Here is a 17,521-nt window from a genome sequence, read left to right as displayed (position 1 = left end):
TATTCATTACCGGATATTTGATGAAAAAAAACCCGCCGAAGCGGGTTTGATAACAACTATATAAACTCGCAGAAATTATGCATAAACCGGGAAACGGGCGCAAATTTCCAGAACTTTCTGTTTAGTACGTTCGATAGTCGCTTCGTCGTTGATGTTATCCAACACATCACACATCCAGCCAGCCAGCTCGATGGATTCCGCTTCTTTGAAACCGCGACGCGTGATAGCCGGGGAACCAATACGCACGCCGGAAGTCACAAACGGGCTCTTAGGATCGTTAGGCACGCTGTTTTTGTTCACGGTGATATTGGCACGACCCAAAGCGGCATCCGCATCTTTACCGGTGATATCTTTGTCCACCAAATCCAGCAGGAAAAGGTGGTTTTCAGTACCGCCAGAAACCACTTTGTAGCCGCGATCCAGGAAGACAGAAACCATCGCTTTCGCGTTTTTGGCAACCTGCTGCTGGTAAACCTTGAATTCAGGCTCCATTGCTTCTTTCAGCGCTACGGCTTTACCGGCGATAACGTGCATCAACGGGCCACCCTGATTTGCAGGGAATACGGAAGAATTCAGTTTCTTATACAGTTCTTCGTCGCCGCCTTTCGCCAAAATCAGACCGCCGCGTGGGCCAGCCAGAGTTTTGTGAGTGGTCGTGGTGACGATGTGCGCGTGAGGAACCGGGTTAGGGTAAACGCCCGCAGCAACCAGACCTGCCACGTGAGCCATATCTACAAACAGCCACGCGCCGATGCTATCAGCGATTTCACGCATTTTTGCCCAATCAACGATACCTGAATAGGCAGAGAAGCCGCCGATGATCATTTTTGGTTTATGCAGTTCAGCCTGACGCGCCATGTCGTCATAGTCGATCTTGCCAGATTCATCGATGCCGTAAGGAACGATGTTGTACAGTTTACCGGAGAAGTTTACCGGAGAGCCGTGAGTCAGGTGGCCGCCATGGGCCAGATTCATACCCAATACGGTATCGCCGGGCTTCAGCAGCGCGGAATAAACCGCAACGTTAGCCTGTGAGCCTGAGTGCGGCTGAACGTTGGCATAATCTGCGCCAAACAGCTCTTTCGCGCGGTCGATAGCCAGTTGCTCAACCACATCGACATACTCACAGCCACCGTAGTAACGCTTGCCCGGATAACCTTCAGCATATTTGTTCGTCAACTGGGAACCCTGCGCCTGCATAACACGCGGGCTGGTATAGTTCTCAGACGCAATCAGCTCGATGTGCTCTTCCTGGCGCACCACTTCTTGCTCCATTGCACGCCATAGATCTGCATCATAATCGGCAATGTTCATTTCACGCTTTAACATCCGGCTCTCCTGACTCAGCTAACTAAATACACCTAGTGGACCACCCGTTTGGGTTCTGGCCCACAGTGTAAACTGTTTTCACCTCGTTAAGATAGGTCTTGACAGAGGTTTTTACGCAAACGATTGGCTTCAAGCCACATGAGGCTTTGCACTGCTCAGAGTTCACACAAATCAACGGATTTATCCTCATGTTGAGTATGCGGTTTTTTCATAAGTGTGAACTGGCGCGTAACGATAATCGCCCTCATTAATGAATGTGTATTTACAAGCCGTGTTGTTTTTTATAAGATGCATTTAAAATACATGTATTAATTTGCACATTATTATTCGAAAAATTATAGGAGCCTCACCATGCTGGATAGCCAAACCATCGCCACCGTAAAATCAACCATTCCTTTGCTGGTTGAAACCGGTTCGAAGCTCACTGCGCATTTTTACGATCGTATGTTTGCTCATAACCCTGAGCTGAAAGATACCTTTAATATGAGCAATCAGTTCAGCGGCGATCAGCGCGAAGCTTTGTTTAATGCTATCTGCGCCTACGCGGCCAACATTGAAAATCTTTCGGCTATGCTGCCTGCGGTTGAACGTATTGCTCAAAAACACACCAGCTTGAATATTCAGCCGTCTGATTATCAAATCGTAGGCAAACATTTAATTGCGACGCTGGATGAATTATTCAGCCCGGGTCAGGAAGTGTTGGATGCTTGGGCCAAAGCTTACGGTGTGCTGGCAGACGTGTTTATTCAACGCGAAGAGCAAATTTATCGTGAAGTGGAAGAAAATACCGGCGGCTGGAGAACCCTGCGTCGTTTCCGCATTGCGAAAAAAGAAATGCAAAGCGACGTTATCTGCAGCTTCTTGCTGGTGCCGGAGGACGGCGGCAGCGTAGTGAATTTCAAACCAGGTCAATATTTGGGTATTTATATCGAAGATAGCCGGTTAGAAAACCGTCAAATTCGCCAATATTCCCTGACCGCTGCGCCTAACGGTAAATCCTACCGTATTGCGGTAAAACGCGAAGAAAAAGGGACGGTATCCAACTACTTACATAACATCGCGCAGGAAGGCGACATCGTGCGCATTGCGCCACCGCGCGGCGATTTCTTCCTTGATATTTCACCGGAAACCCCGGTAGCGCTGATTTCTGCCGGCGTGGGCCAAACGCCAATGTTGAGCATGTTGCATACGCTGTACGCTCAACAACATAGCGCCGAAGTGCACTGGTTCCATGCGGCGGAAAATGGCCGGGTTCATGCCTTTGCCGATGAAGTCGCTGAAATAGCGAAAAATATGCCGAATCTGAATCGCCACGTTTGGTATCGCCAGCCGGAAGAGCAGGATATCCCTGGCCAGCATTACCATAGTAAAGGCTTTATGAATCTGGCTGAGTTGCAGTCATTAATTATTCATCCCGATATGCATTACTACTTCTGCGGCCCTCTGGTCTTCATGCAGTTTGTTGGTAAACAATTACTGGAAATGGGTGTCCCGGCAGAACATATTCACTATGAATGCTTCGGACCTCACAAAGTTATTTAATTGATAAGTTTTTCTGCGTTTCTTTCCCGGTCAGTCTGTATTGTTGGCCGGTTTTTTATTGTATTGAATCTGTACTTTCCTAAGATAATTATTGCTCTTATATTGTGATCAATAACGCCCCCGCTCGCTTTTATCGTTGCAAACATCTATTATTTATATGAATGTTTAAATATTCATATAATTGAAAATTAATATCATTGTAATCAATAGTATTAAAGTCACTATCTGCACCTAGATAACATAAGGCTAAATACACCCAGCATGAGTAGAAAATTCATAAAAAAAGAAGGGTTGGCTCTGGTATCCATGGCGCGCTATTTAATTGGCGAACGCCCAGGAAATCGACTGAAAACCATCGACGAGTTATCGGATAATTTCGCGATTTCCGTAGGCGTGGTACAACACGCCTTGAAGGTATTGGAACAAGAAGGCGCTATTGTCGTAGAGCGCCGTGGCCGCAACGGAACGCAGCTTATGGATCTCAATATGTCATGCCTGCTACAACAGGCAGATTTGGGTAATATGGTCTGCGCAATGCCGCTGCCCTATACCAAGCTGTACGAAGGGCTAGCCAGCGGATTAAAGGAACAATTTACCATTTTGCCGCTGTATTTTGCCCATATGCGTGGTGCAGAAGTGCGAGTCGAGTGTTTGATCGACGGCATCTACGATATGGCGGTAGTTTCGCGTTTGGCGGCACAGAATTATGTTGATCAGGGTAAGGTTACCGTTGCGCTCAATTTAGGCACGGGTTCCTACGTTGACGGCCACCAGCTGATTTGCCGTCGAGGCGAAGAACATGATATTCGCCGCGTCGGGCTGGATCCGCGCTCTCCGGACCAATGTCTGTTAACGGAAATTAAGTTTGCCAATCAAAATATAGAACGTGTCGATGTGCCTTACAGTGACTGCGTCGCGCAAATTAGCCGCGGCGAAATTGACGCTGCGATCTGGAACCTGACTGACGATGTTTCCCATGATAATTTGCAGGCAACCAAGCTACGTGGGGACGAACGCTATATTCAAGCCTCTCAGGCCGTGATATTGATTAGACCAGATAATCACCCAATAAAACTATTATTGGAGAATGGCATTAATTCAGAGCAATTATTACAGCACCAAAGTGATGTCCAACTCGGTAAAGTTGACCCACGTTATTAATTAATAGTCCGGAGATATTATGGATCCGCGCCTCAGTATTTTATATCAGGCTGGGGTAATTGATGAAGAGGTTTTCCTCGGAATGAACAAAGTTATCAATAGATTAGCTAATTTCTGGCAGATATCTATTGATAACGTTCAGGGGGAAATGGCGGTGACGCATATGGCTAACGCCCTGATGCGAACCCGCCGTGGCGAACTGATTAAGGGAATGGATGCGGATTTGTTGTCCGAATTAATCCAAAGCGAAGATATTCAATATATTCGAGACATTAATCAAGATTTGCTAGCCTACTTTGATATTAAGCCTGATGATAATGAGCAGGGTTACTTGCTGTCTAATTTGTACAGCCTTTACCTTGCCAGTAATCTACCACCTTTGAGATAAGCAGCTACACTGAAGAACACACCAACGCTGATTCATTACATAATAAATATTCAAAAAAATAATAATTTAAATTAATAAAATGACGCCTGAAAGTGTCTAGGAAACAGCATGTTTTTGAATGCCTTAAGAAAACAGAACCCAACCCTGATTGATACAGCCATTATGCTGTGGCAACAGGGTAAAATAGGCCCGGATACTTACGTTATCGATGTAGATCAAACGCTATCCAATGCCCGGAGCCTGCTAGACGAAGCCAGACGTTGCAATATCAAGCTATACCTGATGAGTAAGCAATTCGGACGTAATCCCGAACTCTGCAAACGCCTGTTGGCATGCGGCTATCAGGGCGTGGTGGCAGTGGATTTTAAAGAGGTCAGGCAGCTCTATCAGCACGGAATTCCGGTGGCTCACGTCGGGCATTTGGTCCAGCCGCCGTCGGGTATGGTGGACGAAATTGTCAGCCAGCAACCTGAAGTCATCACCATTTTCTCGCTGGAGAAAGCGCAGCAAATTTCTGACGCAGCTCGAAAGCAAGGCAAAACTCAGCCAATCATGTTGAAAGTCAACCAGGCAGGCGATCTGCTCTATGCCGGTCAGGAAGGCGGCTTTGAACTCAATCAACTGCCGGAAGTCATTCAGGCTATTGCTAATATGCCTGCGGTAAGACTGGTTGGCGTGACCCATTTCCCTTGCATGCTGTTTAATCCTCAGGAACAGCGAACCCTGCCAACCACCAATATGTTTACTCTGCTGGCGGCTAAAGAGATTCTGGAAAAACAGGGCGTTAATGTTGAACAAGTCAACGCGCCTTCTGCCGCCTGCATTCAGGTTATGCCCGAACTGGCTCAGTTAGGCGTTACCCATACCGAACCGGGCCATGCGCTAACCGGTACTATTCCAGCCAACCAAAACGGCTCTCAGCCGGAAAAAGTCTCGCTGCTGTATCTATCCGAAATCTCTCATCATGTCGGAGATACCAGCTACTTCTTCGGCGGCGGTTACTATCGTCGTGGCCACCTAAGCAATGCACTGATATGGCACAACCAGGCTTACCACAGCAGTAAGGTATTGCCAGTGGATGACAGCAGCATCGATTATTGCCTGCGTTTGAGCGATAAATTCCCGATCGGCAGCCCGCTGGTAATGAGTTTCCGCACCCAAATATTTGTCACACGCAGCGACGTCGCATTGGTCGAGGGGATCCAACGCGGAGAACCGAAATTAATCGGCCGCTATGACAGTCAGGGGAATAGCCTGAACTAAGGAGATTGCCATGAGTAAATTCATGGTATTGGTCATTGATAGTTTTGGTATTGGAGAAATGCCGGATGTCCCGCTCGTCCGGCCGCAGGATATCGGTGCCAATACCTGCGGGCACATTCTTGAAACCCTTCCCGAATTATATTTACCCACGCTGGAAAAACTCGGTCTGATCAACTCATTAGGCTACGCTCCGAATTTAATGCAGCCCAATCCCGCCGCCGCCTTTGGTCGAATATTATTGCAACATGAAGGTGGCGATACCTTTATTGGCCATCAGGAAATTATGGGCACTTTACCTCTGCCACCGCTTTCTATGCCCTTCTCCGCCGTAATTGATGACGTCGCATCCCAGCTTACCGGCAACGGCTATCAGGTCGAACGCATAACCTTAAACAATCTGAGCTATTTATGGGTGAATCAGGGTGCGGCGATCGGCGATAATCTGGAAGCCGATTTAGGCCAGGTGTATAACATCAGCGCTGATTTCAATCGATTATCCTTCGAGCAGGTGCTAGCCATCGGTCAATTGGTTCGTGAAACCGTTAAAGTCGGGCGCGTTATCGCTTTTGGCGGCGATTTGCCGGATACCGCCGATCTGCTGCGGGCGGCGGAAAGTCGTGAAGGGAAATATATTGGTATCAATGCGCCAAATTCCGGTGTCTATCGACACAATTTTCGCGTCGCGCATTTGGGTTATGGTGTCGATGAACAGGTGCAGGCTCCAGCCATGTTATGGCAGCGACATATTCCTACTGTACTGATCGGTAAGGTTGCCGATATAGTAAGTAATTCTAATGGAATCAATTACGCGGGGATTGTCGATTCTCAGACCATTCTTGATATTATGCGCGACGAATTGCTCAAACCCGGAGACAGTTTTATCTGTACCAACATTCAGGAAACCGATCTGGCTGGTCATCAACAAGACACCCTGCGTTACGCCGACCGGCTGCAACTGGTAGACAGTGCGCTCAATCAGATAATCGCCGCAATGCAACCCGATGACGTCCTGGTTGTCATTGCCGACCACGGTAACGACCCAACCATCGGCCACGGCAAACACACCCGAGAACAAGTGCCACTGCTGGTTTATCAGCTCGGTCTTTCCGCCGTCGATCTGGGCACTCGGCTTACTTTATCCGACGTAGGTGCGACCGCCTGCGCGTTTTTCTCGGCGCCTATGCCGCAAAATGGCCAATCTTTTCTCACTCAACTGCGTCCATCGGTTTCCCGGAGCCTTTCCCAATGATTAACCCCAATGGCTATACCTACGCTCACGAACATCTGCATATTGATTTATCTGGTTTTAAAGACAACATCGACTGTCGTTTGGATCAATACGAGCCGATATGTCAGGAAATGCGCGAGCTGGTGAGCAAAGGCGTTAGCAATATTGTTGAGGTCACCAATAAATACATGGGGCGTAACCCGCAGTTCTTATTGAATCTGATGCGAGATAGTGGCATAAACATCATCGCTTCAACGGGTTACTACACCGATCATTTCTATCCTCAATTGGTGCGTGACAGCTCGGCGCAACAATTGGCGCAGTCCATGATCGATGAAATCGAAGTGGGCATTGATGGCACCGACCTGAAAGCCGGCGTTATCGCCGAGATTGGTACCAGTGAAAACTGTGTCACGGACAACGAGGCAAAAGTGTTTCACGCCGCCGCACTGGCGCACCATGCCACCGGTTTGGCTATTTCGACCCATACCAGCTTTAGCACTATGGGAATGCAGCAAATCGCGCTGCTGGAGCAATATGGCGTACCGCTGGATCGGGTGGTTATCGGCCACTGCGATTTAAAAGAACAGCCGGATTTGATTTTGCAGATGATCGATAAGGGTGTGTACGTCCAGTTCGATACCATTGGTAAAAACAGCTATTTCCCGGATGAACGACGCATCGCCATGCTGGTTTATCTGGCTGAGCGCGGCGTCCTGGATAAAGTCATGCTTTCGATGGATATTACCCGCCGTTCTCATTTAAAAGCCAACGGTGGCACAGGTTTCAGTTATCTGGTTGATTCATTTATTCCAATGCTTTTGGCCGCAGGTATTTCACACCAGCAGGTGGAAATGATGCTGCGCCATAATCCAAACAAATTCTTCTCTACGCAAGGACAGTGACTATGAAAAAGATCGGCATCGTCGGGTTACAACGTGAGCTGATACGAGAACTGATCGATAAAACTGCGCCCGCCAGCTTTGAAACTTTTATTCTGACCGATATGGATGCAGCGGTAAAAGTGAAAGATGGGCAGCTGGATTATTATATTGGCGCATGTAATACCGGTGCCGGTGCAGCATTATCCATGGCAATAGCCATTATTGGTTATAACAAAAGCGCGACCATTGCCAAACCGGGTATCAAAGCCAAACCGGAACAGATCGAGAAATTCATTGCTGAAGGCAAAGTCGCCTTTGGTTTATCCGTGGAGCATATTGAACACGCCATTCCGCTGCTGATCACTCAGCTGCGCTAAGGGGATAACCGTGGATTACATTCATATCATCGTGGTTGCTTTGCTAACCGGGATGACCGCCCTGCTTTCTCACCGCTCCGTCGCGGTATTTCATGACGGTATCCGTCCGATTTTACCGCAGTTGGTAGAAGGTAATATGAGCCGCAGAGAAGCGGGCAGTATCGCTTTCGGCCTCAGCGTCGGCTTTATCGCTTCGGTTGGGATTTCCTTTACACTCTCCACCGGTTTACTGAACTCCTGGTTACTGTTCCTGCCGACTGACATCATCGGCGTGCTGGCGATCAACAGCTATCTGGCATTTGCTCTGGGTGCCGCCTGGGGCATTCTGGCGCTGACTTCACTGCCTGCGGTCAACACAGCGTTAACCTCTCTGCCAGTCAACTTTATCGGTTCGTTGGGTGAACTGAGCAGCCCAGTTATTTCTGCTTTTGCGCTGTTCCCACTGGTCGCTATTTTCTACCAGTTTGGCTGGAAAACTGCTGTAATTTCAGCAATTATCGTGCTGATGACCCGCTTGGTTATCACTCGTTTCACCGGCTTGTTCCCTGAATCCATCGAAATCTTCGTCGGCATGGTATTGCTCATCGGCATAGCTATTGCTCAGGATCTTCGCGCCAAAACCCACCTCGGCGGTGGTGGAGGACATTCCGTATTTGAGGAGCGAACCCAGAGGATAATCAAGAACCTGCCGCTATTGGCCATCGTCGGTGGGCTGATTTCCGCCGTCGCCAGTATGAAACTGTTTGCCGGCAGCGAAGTGTCGATTTATACGCTGGCGAAAGCCTATGCGCCGGGGATTACGCCGGAAGAGTCACTGTCACTGGTTCATCAGGCTTCATTGGCCGAATTTATGCGTGGCTTGGGCTTTGTGCCACTGATTGCCACCACTGCGCTCGCGACCGGCGTGTATGCGGTAGCCGGTTTCACCTTCGTCTTTGTAGTCGGTTACCTGATTCCGAACCCGCTGTTGGCGGCGTTGGTAGGTGCAGTCGTGATCTCGCTAGAAGTGCTGTTACTGCGCACTATAGGTAAATGGCTTGGCCGCTTCCCCTCAGTGCGTAACGCTTCGGATAATATCCGTAACGCTATGAATCTGTTGATGGAATATGCGTTACTGATCGGCGCTATTTTTGCTTCTATCAAAATGGCTGGCTATACCGGTTTCACTATTACCACAGCGTTGTACTTCCTGAATGAAGCTATTGGCCGCCCGGTAATGAAAATTGCAGCGCCTGTCGTTGCAGTGATTCTGGCGGGTATCTTGCTTAACCTGTTCTATTGGCTTGGATTGTTCGTCGTTCCGGTCTGATGGAAAACTCAGTGCACAGCGGATAAATGCCAGACAATCGTCAGCAAGCTACTCGCAACGTCGATTAGCATTCAATTAGTGGTAAAAAAAGAACCCCATAAATGGGGTTCTTTTCGATGATACGACCTGATTTTAATGTTTTCGATTTAGTATCAGTTAGATAGCTTCTTCATCCTGCTCACCGGTACGAATACGTACCACGCGCGCGACATCAAACACAAAAATCTTACCGTCGCCGATCTTGCCGGTTTGAGCCGTTTGCATAATGGCTTCTACGCAGGTATCCACGATATCATCCGCAACGACAATTTCGATTTTAACCTTAGGTAAAAAATCCACCATATACTCAGCCCCGCGGTACAGCTCGGTATGGCCTTTCTGGCGACCGAAGCCTTTCACTTCGGTAACCGTCATCCCGGTAATGCCCACTTCAGCTAAAGCTTCGCGGACGTCATCCAGTTTGAACGGTTTAATAATCGCGTCAATTTTCTTCATGATGGCGAATTCCTGTTTTACCAATTTTTGCGGCCAAAGCCGGATGTGATCGGATAGCGTCTATCCTTGCCGAAACTACGAGCGGTAATGCGCGGCCCAACAGCCGACTGACGCCGTTTATATTCGTTAATATCTACCAGACGAATGACCTTGCGCACAATAGCCTCGTCAAAGCCTTCAGCCACCAAATCGGCTACCGACTTATCATGTTCAACGTAGCCTTCCAGAATCGCATCGAGAATGTCGTAAGGCGGCAGGCTGTCCTGATCTAACTGATCCGGCGCCAGTTCGGCGGACGGCGGACGATCGATAACCCGCTGCGGGATCACGTAAGAAACGGTATTGCGATATTCGCACAGCTTAAATACCAGCGTTTTAGGTACGTCTTTCAGCACGTCAAAGCCACCCGCCATATCACCGTACAGCGTGGCATAACCGACAGCCATTTCGCTTTTATTACCAGTAGTCAGCACAATGCTGCGGCGTTTATTTGATAATGCCATCAGCACCACGCCACGGCAGCGCGCCTGTAAATTTTCTTCGGTGGTGTCTTTTTCAGTACCGGCAAACATCGGCGCCAGTTGTCCCATAAAAGCATCAAACATCGGTTCGATAGATAGAATATCGAATTCGATACCCAGGATTTCAGCCTCTTCCTTCGCATCGGCAATACTGATGTCTGCGGTATAGCGGAACGGCATCATTAACGCCTGAACCTTCTCTTTACCCAGCGCATCTACGGCAATCGCTAGCGTAAGCGCCGAATCTATACCGCCAGAAAGGCCGAGTACCGCGCCTTTAAAGCCGTTCTTGGTCACATAATCACGCACTGCCAGCACCAGAGCTTCATACACTTCAGCCAGCGGAGACAACCCCGCCGCCGGTGCCGCCATGGGCTCGACGACCAAATCCTGGAAGCGGCATAGCGTCGTTTGCTCCGCAAAGGCGGCCAGACGATGCGTCATATTACCTTTAGAATCAAATACTTTTGAACAACCGTCGAAAATCAGCTCATCCTGACCGCCCACCTGATTCAAATAAATCAGCGGCAAATCGGTACGCTGGCAATGGGAAGCCATCAGCGTTTTGCGAATATAAGGTTTTTCACGGTTATACGGCGAGGCGTTAATCGACAGCAGCAGCTCTGCACCTGCAGCTTTCGCAGCGTCTACCGGCTGGTTGAACCACAGATCTTCACAGATTAATAGCCCTAAACGATAGCCTTTCAGCTCAACCACGCAGCTTTCATTGCCAGGAGTGAAATAACGTTTTTCATCAAACACGCCGTAGTTAGGCAACTGTTGTTTGAAGTAGCGACCAAGCAATTTACCTTCGGAGAACAGTGACAGGGCGTTGTACAGCTTATTCCCTTCACGCCACGGATGCCCTACCAGAACCGCCGTCTTTTGCGCTGCGGCCTGTAAACGGTCTAACTGTGCCTCACAGCGCAGGTAGAAATCATCCCGATACAGTAAATCTTCCGGTGGATAGCCCGACAGTGCCAGTTCGGAAAACATGACCAGATCGGCACCGGCCTTTTGCTGCTCATGTAAGGTTTGCAACATACGCTCGGTGTTGCCTTCAATATCGCCAACCAGCAGATTAAGCTGGGCTAACGCAATGGAAAGTGTTCTGTTCATATTGGTTTCAATTCTGCTATGCCACAACAAAGACCGAAGTGTAAATCATTCCCGGTCATTTGTTTAGAACCCGCCGAACACCTTTTCCAATCGGGTTCCGAGGAAAGAAAGCACTATTCTTTGAAATCGTTGGCGTCCAATTCATGGCGCGACAACAATTTATAGAATTCAGTGCGGTTACGGCCTGCCATTCGCGCCGCCTGGGTAACGTTACCCTTGGTAATTTGCAGCAGTTTACGCAAATAGTTCAGCTCAAACTGGTTACGCGCTTCAACAAAAGTCGGTAAAGCGGTGTTTTCCCCTTCCAGCGCCTGCTCGACCAACGCTTCGCTGATAACCGGCGCCGAGGTCAAAGCAACACACTGCTCTATGACGTTAACCAATTGACGCACGTTGCCCGGCCAGCTGGCGGTCATCAGTCGTTTCATCGCATCGGTGGAGAAACTGCGCACAAAAGGTTTATGCCGTTTGGCGGATTCACGTAGCAGATGATTAGCCAGTAGCGGAATATCTTCCGCTCGCTCATTCAGCGCCGGAATTTTCAGGTTCACGACGTTTAAACGGTAGTAAAGATCTTCACGGAATTCATTTTTTGCCATCGCTTTCGGCAAATCACGGTGAGTTGCCGAGATAATCCGCACGTTGATATCCAAATCTCGGTTGCTGCCCAAAGGACGAACCTTGCGCTCTTGCAGCACTCGCAGCAGTTTTACCTGCAATGATAAGGGCATATCGCCGATTTCGTCGAGGAACAGCGTCCCACCTTCCGCAGCCTGAAATAGGCCTTCCCGGCTACTTACCGCGCCGGTAAATGCCCCTTTAGCATGACCAAAGAGTTCAGACTCCAATAATTGCTCCGGTAAAGCACCGCAGTTTATGGCAATAAAGGCTTTTTTAGCGCGCGGACTGGCGCCGTGGATTGCCTGCGCCAACACTTCCTTACCGGTACCGCTTTGCCCATTAATCAACACGCTAACGTCAGATTGGGCCACCATTTTAGCCTGCTCCAATAAACGCAGCATCAGCGGACTACGGGTCACTATGGCTTCTCGCCAGCTATCATCACCGGCAGGAATGGAAAGTTCGAGCGCGGCATCAATAGCTTTATACAGTGCGTCGCGATCGACTGGCTTGGTCAGGAAGCTGAATACGCCCTGCTGAGTGGCGGCAACGGCGTCAGGAATAGAACCGTGCGCGGTCAGAATAATCACCGGCATACCCGGCTGATATTTTTGGATTTCGGCAAATAATGCCATACCATCCATTTCATCCATGCGTAAATCGCTGATCACCAAGTCGATTTTCTCGCGCATCAATAAGCGCAGGGCTTCCTGACCGCTTTCAGCCGTGGTGACATGGAAACCTTCACTTGTCAGACGCATTCCCAGCAGCTTGAGCAGGCTGGGATCATCGTCAACCAGCAGTAGATTGGCCGGTTTGCGTGGTGTCATGTGGCTCGGACTCCTTTTTGGAAGCGGGTGACGGCTGGGTGGCCGGAGGCGAGTAGGTTTCTGCCGGTTTGGCCTCCGGCGCTGTTACCGGAGTGGTCGGCTGAGCTGCGGGTTCCACTGGCTTGGCCGATTTTTCTGCCGCAGGTTTGGTTTCTGTTGGCTTGGTTTCCACCGGCTTGGTTTCTATCGATTTTGTTTCTATCGATCTTGCCTCTACCGACTTTTTCTCTGCCGCTTTCTCTTCTTTCATTTCAGCCGCTTTGGCCGGCTCTGGATTGGACCCAGCGGCGGCTTTGATTTCTGCCTCAGGCTCAGAAATTTCATTTTGCAGTTGTTTACGTGAAGAAAGCTGACGCTCGATATCGGTCAGGTTTTCCAGCTTACGGGTGGTGTCCTGTAAATGATATTGCAGACGCACCTGACTTTCCCTCAGGCGATCAATCTGGCTGTCCGATTCATCCTGTAAACGTTGATAACGGGCACGTTCTTCGGAAAGAGCAATACGCAGCACTTGCTGTTCCCGCCATAGCTGAATCAGCGGGCGCAGAGAACCGGGGAAAGTCTGGCTATAGCTATTTAGACGCTCAACGATCTGACGACGCTCGGCCATTGATGGATCAGCACTGCCGATCAAAATGCCCTGCTTAAACGCCGTTGACCAGGATAGGGTTTGCATAGATTTGGCCAAGGCTCTGGACTGCGCGGTGCTTAAACGCTCGGCACAGTCCATCGCTCTCAGCCAATAAAGCGAATTCTCCAGAACTTCTTTATCTTCGATATCCCACAGCGTGTCACATTGAGCGGTGCGGTAATCCACAATTTTGCTTTCGGGAATCACCAACTGCACCGCATGGGAAAAGCGTCCGTTGGCGGAACGATCGATACATCCACTCAATAGTAGTGGGGCAAGTAACAGCGTCCCCAAAAAAGCGGCCTTACGATAAGATGGCGTTGCGACAGCCTCCAGGGCGGAGCGCGGCAAAGATTCGGTCTTTTTAAAAAAGCGACTGACAGACCACTTGTACATTATTTATTCATTCTCGGCGGTTAATGGCAATTCAATGCGGAAACAGACGGCTGCATCATCCTGTTCTACCAGATGCAGTTCGCCCTGCATACGTCTGATGCAATCCTGAGCAATGCTCAGTCCCAGTCCACTTCCCTTAACGGCCCCTTTTCGCTGATGGCTTCCCTGGAAAAAAGGCTCAAATATCATGGTTTCTTCGGCTAGCGGAATCGGAGTGCCAGTATTAGCGACATCAATTTGTACCCGATTTCCCACCTGACGGCTGCGGATCCAAATGGTACCGGATTCCTCGCCATAGTGCACCGCATTGGAGTAGAGATTATCGAGAACTCGCATTAATAATGTGGGTTCAGCCCAGCAGATATCCGCTTGCAGATCGACCTCGGTACGAATTTGCTTGGCTCTGGCTGGCAAACTATGGGCAGAAATAACCCCTTCAACCACTTCCAACAGTTCGACATTTTCATGCTCGCCAGAGCCGTCTGCCAGCTTACGGTTATAATCCAGCAATTGTTCAATGAGTTGCTGTAAATGGCGGCTACTGTTATCCAAAATGGCTACCACCTCCTTTTGATCTTGCGTCAACGGCCCGGCGACCTCGTCAGCCAGTAATTCCGTTCCTTCACGCATACTGGCTAACGGCGTTTTCAGTTCGTGAGAAATATGGCGTAAAAACTCGTGTCGCTGGGATTCCAGCCACGCCAGACGCTCACTGAGCCAGATAATCCGCTGCGCCAGTGAACGCAACTCACGCGGCCCTTTAAACAACGCTGTATTGCCTAGCGCTCGCCCTTCTCCCAGGCGATTAATCATACGCTCGATTCCCTTCACCGGGCCGATAATCATGCGGGTGAATAGCACCACCAGAATCACGCTGACCAAAAATAGCAACAACGCCTGCCAGCCAAAAAACTGTCCGCGTTCAGCAATATCCTGCTGCAACTGCTGACCACGAGAGAAAATACTGTCACGAGTGGCCTGAACCATTTCGGCGTTAGAGCGAGAAAAACCTTCCAGTTGCTCCGAAGATTGCGCATCTGGCCCACTGTTCTGGCACTTTATTTCTTCCAACTGAGTGAGTAAGCCACGTAAAGTCTGATAATAGTGGGCGTCAGGCAAGATCGAACCATGGCTATCCAGCATTTGGGCATACTGTTTACGCTGGTGTTGATACAGCTTGGCAAGTGTCGGATCGCCCAATACGCAAAACTGGCGATAGCTACGCTCCATTTCCAGAGCAATGCTGGTCATAGCTTCGCTGCGCCGGGCGTCCGCCAGCGTGGTACGGTTGATATCTGCCGCCTGCTCGCTTAAATGATCCAAACTTTGGTAAGCCTGATAAGCCAGTACCAGCAAGGGTAAAAGCACCAACAGAAACGCCATCAGTACCAGCTGACGCAACGAACGAGGGAATAAACGCCATCTTTTCAACGAAATCATCTCATTACCTATTATTCTGCTTTGATGCTAACCGACTCTCAGAGGATTACAATGTCTGTTACCGCATAAATCCCGCACTATTTCATCAACAAATCATCGACCGCTGATTTTCGAGCAAAAAAAAAGCACCTGCTATGAGCAAAGTGCTTAATTTTAATAGGAAACTGGTTTCCACAATTTTGATTCATCGATGCGATCAGCCTGTTGTATCAACACTCAATCGAATGAGAAATGATTGCGATATCGATGTTTGAACGAATCTGAAGGTATTGCTGATTTGCTTAACAGGGGCAATAACACTATTGCCCCCATTAGCAAGAATATGTGGATGCCCTGAAAATCGCCTCCAGTTTGATGAGCCGAAGCAATCATCGGGGGGATGAGACGAATAGCATCCAAACATGTCCAATATTGATGAACCCTTCATCACAGTAGGACATAGGCGGTGCCTCACTCAACGTGTCGTCCGATGCTTGATAAAGCGCTTGCGCGGCAATATCGGTTTAGGTGGACGATAGGCACCATTCTTAGGCGTCATTCGATGGCTTATGAAGCGCATATTCCGCTTAACTGCGGGGCTGTCATAAAAAGGTGAATGAGCAACTGATTAAGATAATGCAGTTACCGTGCCAACTTTAAAATAAAAATACTAAGACATTGAAAATAAACAGTTATTTAAATAATTCATAATTATAACTTAAAAACAACGGTTAAACAGTTAACGCGTTATTAGCCTTCTGTCTCTAATTCACGACACCCAAAAGCATCAATAATAAAAACATTAAAAATCATGAAGTTATATGTCTCCTATTTGAGACACCGCTTTATGCTGTTGTCGCAATTTACCGACACAAAAATAAAAATATATATTTTTCAACAAATTGAGATCTTCATCTCATGTGGGAATTCATCAAACCTAATCTCGTTACTTATAAATAATGATATTTCATAGATAAGGAAAATTTGTCAGCATCATAGCCAGATGCCCGCGCAAAGAGTTGCTGTCGGCGGTTGCTGTCGACGAAGGAACCCATCGCTAGCTCGGAACAAAGCTCCGCATCCGGCGAGGCAAAAAATGGCTGCTCTACCTCGCAGCCAGAGAACCCGATGCCAACAGAGGGTTAACTGATTAATGAACAATTTAATACAGTGTCTTAATGCAGTGTCTTAATGCAGTGTCGAATACAAGAGGACGAACTATGAGTGGACATCTGTAATTAGATTTCGGCTAGTTTCCAATACGAAAAATATCAGTTTTGAAAACACAATGAATTTTATACTACTTCACAGCCAAACATCTTTATAACCAGACAGTCTGAATCTTAATTAACATAAAATTACATAGGGATTTTCATAGCTATGAAAACCTGAAATAGAACGCAACGCTTCATAATATTCACCGAAAAAAATCACTATCAGTAATAAAAGTGCCACTCATGTTATCCATGACGCAGATAACACAGGAGGATGTATGACGGTAAATAAACTCGGATTTTTGTGTTCGACCTTAATCATTTTATCTGCCACCGCCTTTGCCAATGATGTAACTCGCACTCGCCAAGACATTCGCTCGACCGTCATCAGTACCGGGCAATTGGCTATGTTACCGGCCATTTCAGGGATTAGGCCGTTATCTCATATCAGTTATATTCCTGACTTTGAAATAACAGACCTACATTATTATTACAGTCAAGAAGCTGCGGAATATAAAATTAAATTCGACTTTGAAGCCCATGGCAGACTGAACTATTACATTTATGTCGTCAACAGCAATAACGCAGAGCTAATCAGCATTAATGGTTTTATTAATAATGACAAGATACCAATAAGAATCAAAATGCACAATATTCAACCAGGAACATATAGGTTAATTATTGAAGTCTTAGATAATAATAAAGAAATGAAAGAAATAAGCTATAGCTTCACGGTGTGATAAGAAATTGGGACCGATTCAGACAAACCAAACGTCAATCAATATCGATAAGTG

General features: G+C 48.1%; 15 protein-coding genes. 9 read left to right on the top strand and 6 right to left on the bottom strand.

Going from position 1 to position 17,521, the window contains the following annotated elements:
* Positions 1–75 precede the first annotated feature (75 nt).
* Positions 76–1,329: a serine hydroxymethyltransferase gene (gene glyA / locus ACQ4OC_RS05050; protein WP_064516837.1), complete on the bottom strand. Its 1,254-nt coding sequence runs from the start codon at positions 1,327–1,329 to the stop codon at positions 76–78.
* A 351-nt stretch (positions 1,330–1,680) separates the two neighbouring features.
* Here glyA and hmpA point away from each other — a divergent pair, with 351 nt between their 5' ends.
* The 8 genes from hmpA (at position 1,681) to ACQ4OC_RS05010 (ending at position 9,481) form a co-directional block, all read left to right on the top strand.
* Positions 1,681–2,871, top strand: a complete 1,191-nt coding sequence (hmpA, locus tag ACQ4OC_RS05045; RefSeq protein ID WP_064516835.1) for an NO-inducible flavohemoprotein — start codon at positions 1,681–1,683, stop codon at positions 2,869–2,871.
* A 261-nt stretch (positions 2,872–3,132) separates the two neighbouring features.
* Positions 3,133–4,032: a GntR family transcriptional regulator YhfZ gene (yhfZ, locus tag ACQ4OC_RS05040; RefSeq protein ID WP_064516833.1), complete on the top strand. Its 900-nt coding sequence runs from the start codon at positions 3,133–3,135 to the stop codon at positions 4,030–4,032.
* Between the two features lie 19 nt (positions 4,033–4,051).
* Positions 4,052–4,420, top strand: coding sequence for a PRD domain-containing protein (locus ACQ4OC_RS05035; protein WP_064516831.1), 369 nt, complete (start codon positions 4,052–4,054; stop codon positions 4,418–4,420).
* A 108-nt stretch (positions 4,421–4,528) separates the two neighbouring features.
* On the top strand, positions 4,529–5,683 hold the full coding sequence (locus ACQ4OC_RS05030) for a YhfX family PLP-dependent enzyme (RefSeq protein WP_120806684.1): 1,155 nt from the start codon (positions 4,529–4,531) through the stop codon (positions 5,681–5,683).
* A 10-nt stretch (positions 5,684–5,693) separates the two neighbouring features.
* Positions 5,694–6,932 carry a phosphopentomutase gene (locus ACQ4OC_RS05025; protein WP_064516827.1) on the top strand — a complete coding sequence of 413 codons (1,239 nt, stop codon included), beginning with the start codon at positions 5,694–5,696 and terminating at the stop codon, positions 6,930–6,932.
* On the top strand, positions 6,929–7,816 hold the full coding sequence (locus ACQ4OC_RS05020; protein ID WP_064516825.1) for a phosphotriesterase-related protein: 888 nt from the start codon (positions 6,929–6,931) through the stop codon (positions 7,814–7,816). Before ACQ4OC_RS05025 ends, ACQ4OC_RS05020 begins: the two co-directional genes overlap by 4 nt.
* 2 nt (positions 7,817–7,818) lie before the next feature.
* Complete coding sequence (locus ACQ4OC_RS05015; RefSeq protein ID WP_049601783.1) at positions 7,819–8,172, top strand: DUF2620 domain-containing protein; 354 nt, start codon at positions 7,819–7,821, stop codon at positions 8,170–8,172.
* A 10-nt stretch (positions 8,173–8,182) separates the two neighbouring features.
* Positions 8,183–9,481, top strand: a complete 1,299-nt coding sequence (locus ACQ4OC_RS05010) for a YhfT family protein (RefSeq protein ID WP_071925602.1) — start codon at positions 8,183–8,185, stop codon at positions 9,479–9,481.
* Positions 9,482–9,637: 156 nt separating this feature from the next.
* On the opposite strand, the gene glnB is transcribed toward ACQ4OC_RS05010, so the two are convergent.
* From glnB to ACQ4OC_RS04985, 5 genes are all read right to left on the bottom strand, one after another.
* Positions 9,638–9,976 (bottom strand): nitrogen regulatory protein P-II, encoded by a 339-nt coding sequence (gene glnB / locus ACQ4OC_RS05005; RefSeq protein ID WP_004718065.1) that lies wholly within the window; start codon positions 9,974–9,976, stop codon positions 9,638–9,640.
* 17 nt (positions 9,977–9,993) lie between these two features.
* On the bottom strand, positions 9,994–11,616 hold the full coding sequence (locus tag ACQ4OC_RS05000; protein ID WP_064516823.1) for an NAD+ synthase: 1,623 nt from the start codon (positions 11,614–11,616) through the stop codon (positions 9,994–9,996).
* A gap of 113 nt (positions 11,617–11,729) precedes the next feature.
* Positions 11,730–13,067 (bottom strand): two-component system response regulator GlrR, encoded by a 1,338-nt coding sequence (gene glrR / locus ACQ4OC_RS04995; RefSeq protein ID WP_064516821.1) that lies wholly within the window; start codon positions 13,065–13,067, stop codon positions 11,730–11,732.
* A complete protein-coding gene (gene qseG, locus ACQ4OC_RS04990) occupies positions 13,030–14,094 on the bottom strand; it encodes a two-component system QseEF-associated lipoprotein QseG (RefSeq protein ID WP_120806685.1) in 1,065 nt (354 codons plus the stop codon). Before qseG ends, glrR begins: the two co-directional genes overlap by 38 nt.
* Before the next feature lie 3 nt (positions 14,095–14,097).
* Positions 14,098–15,534 (bottom strand): sensor histidine kinase, encoded by a 1,437-nt coding sequence (locus ACQ4OC_RS04985; protein WP_064516817.1) that lies wholly within the window; start codon positions 15,532–15,534, stop codon positions 14,098–14,100.
* A 1,471-nt stretch (positions 15,535–17,005) separates the two neighbouring features.
* On the opposite strand from ACQ4OC_RS04985, the gene ACQ4OC_RS04980 reads away from it, so the two are divergent.
* Entirely contained in the window at positions 17,006–17,467 is a 462-nt protein-coding gene (locus ACQ4OC_RS04980; protein WP_064516815.1) for a hypothetical protein, read from the top strand.
* Positions 17,468–17,521 lie beyond the last annotated feature (54 nt).

This window comes from Yersinia sp. J1 (genome assembly GCF_050586585.1).
GTDB lineage: Bacteria > Pseudomonadota > Gammaproteobacteria > Enterobacterales > Enterobacteriaceae > Yersinia > Yersinia entomophaga.
This window is presented reverse-complemented; position numbering and strand designations above follow the sequence as displayed.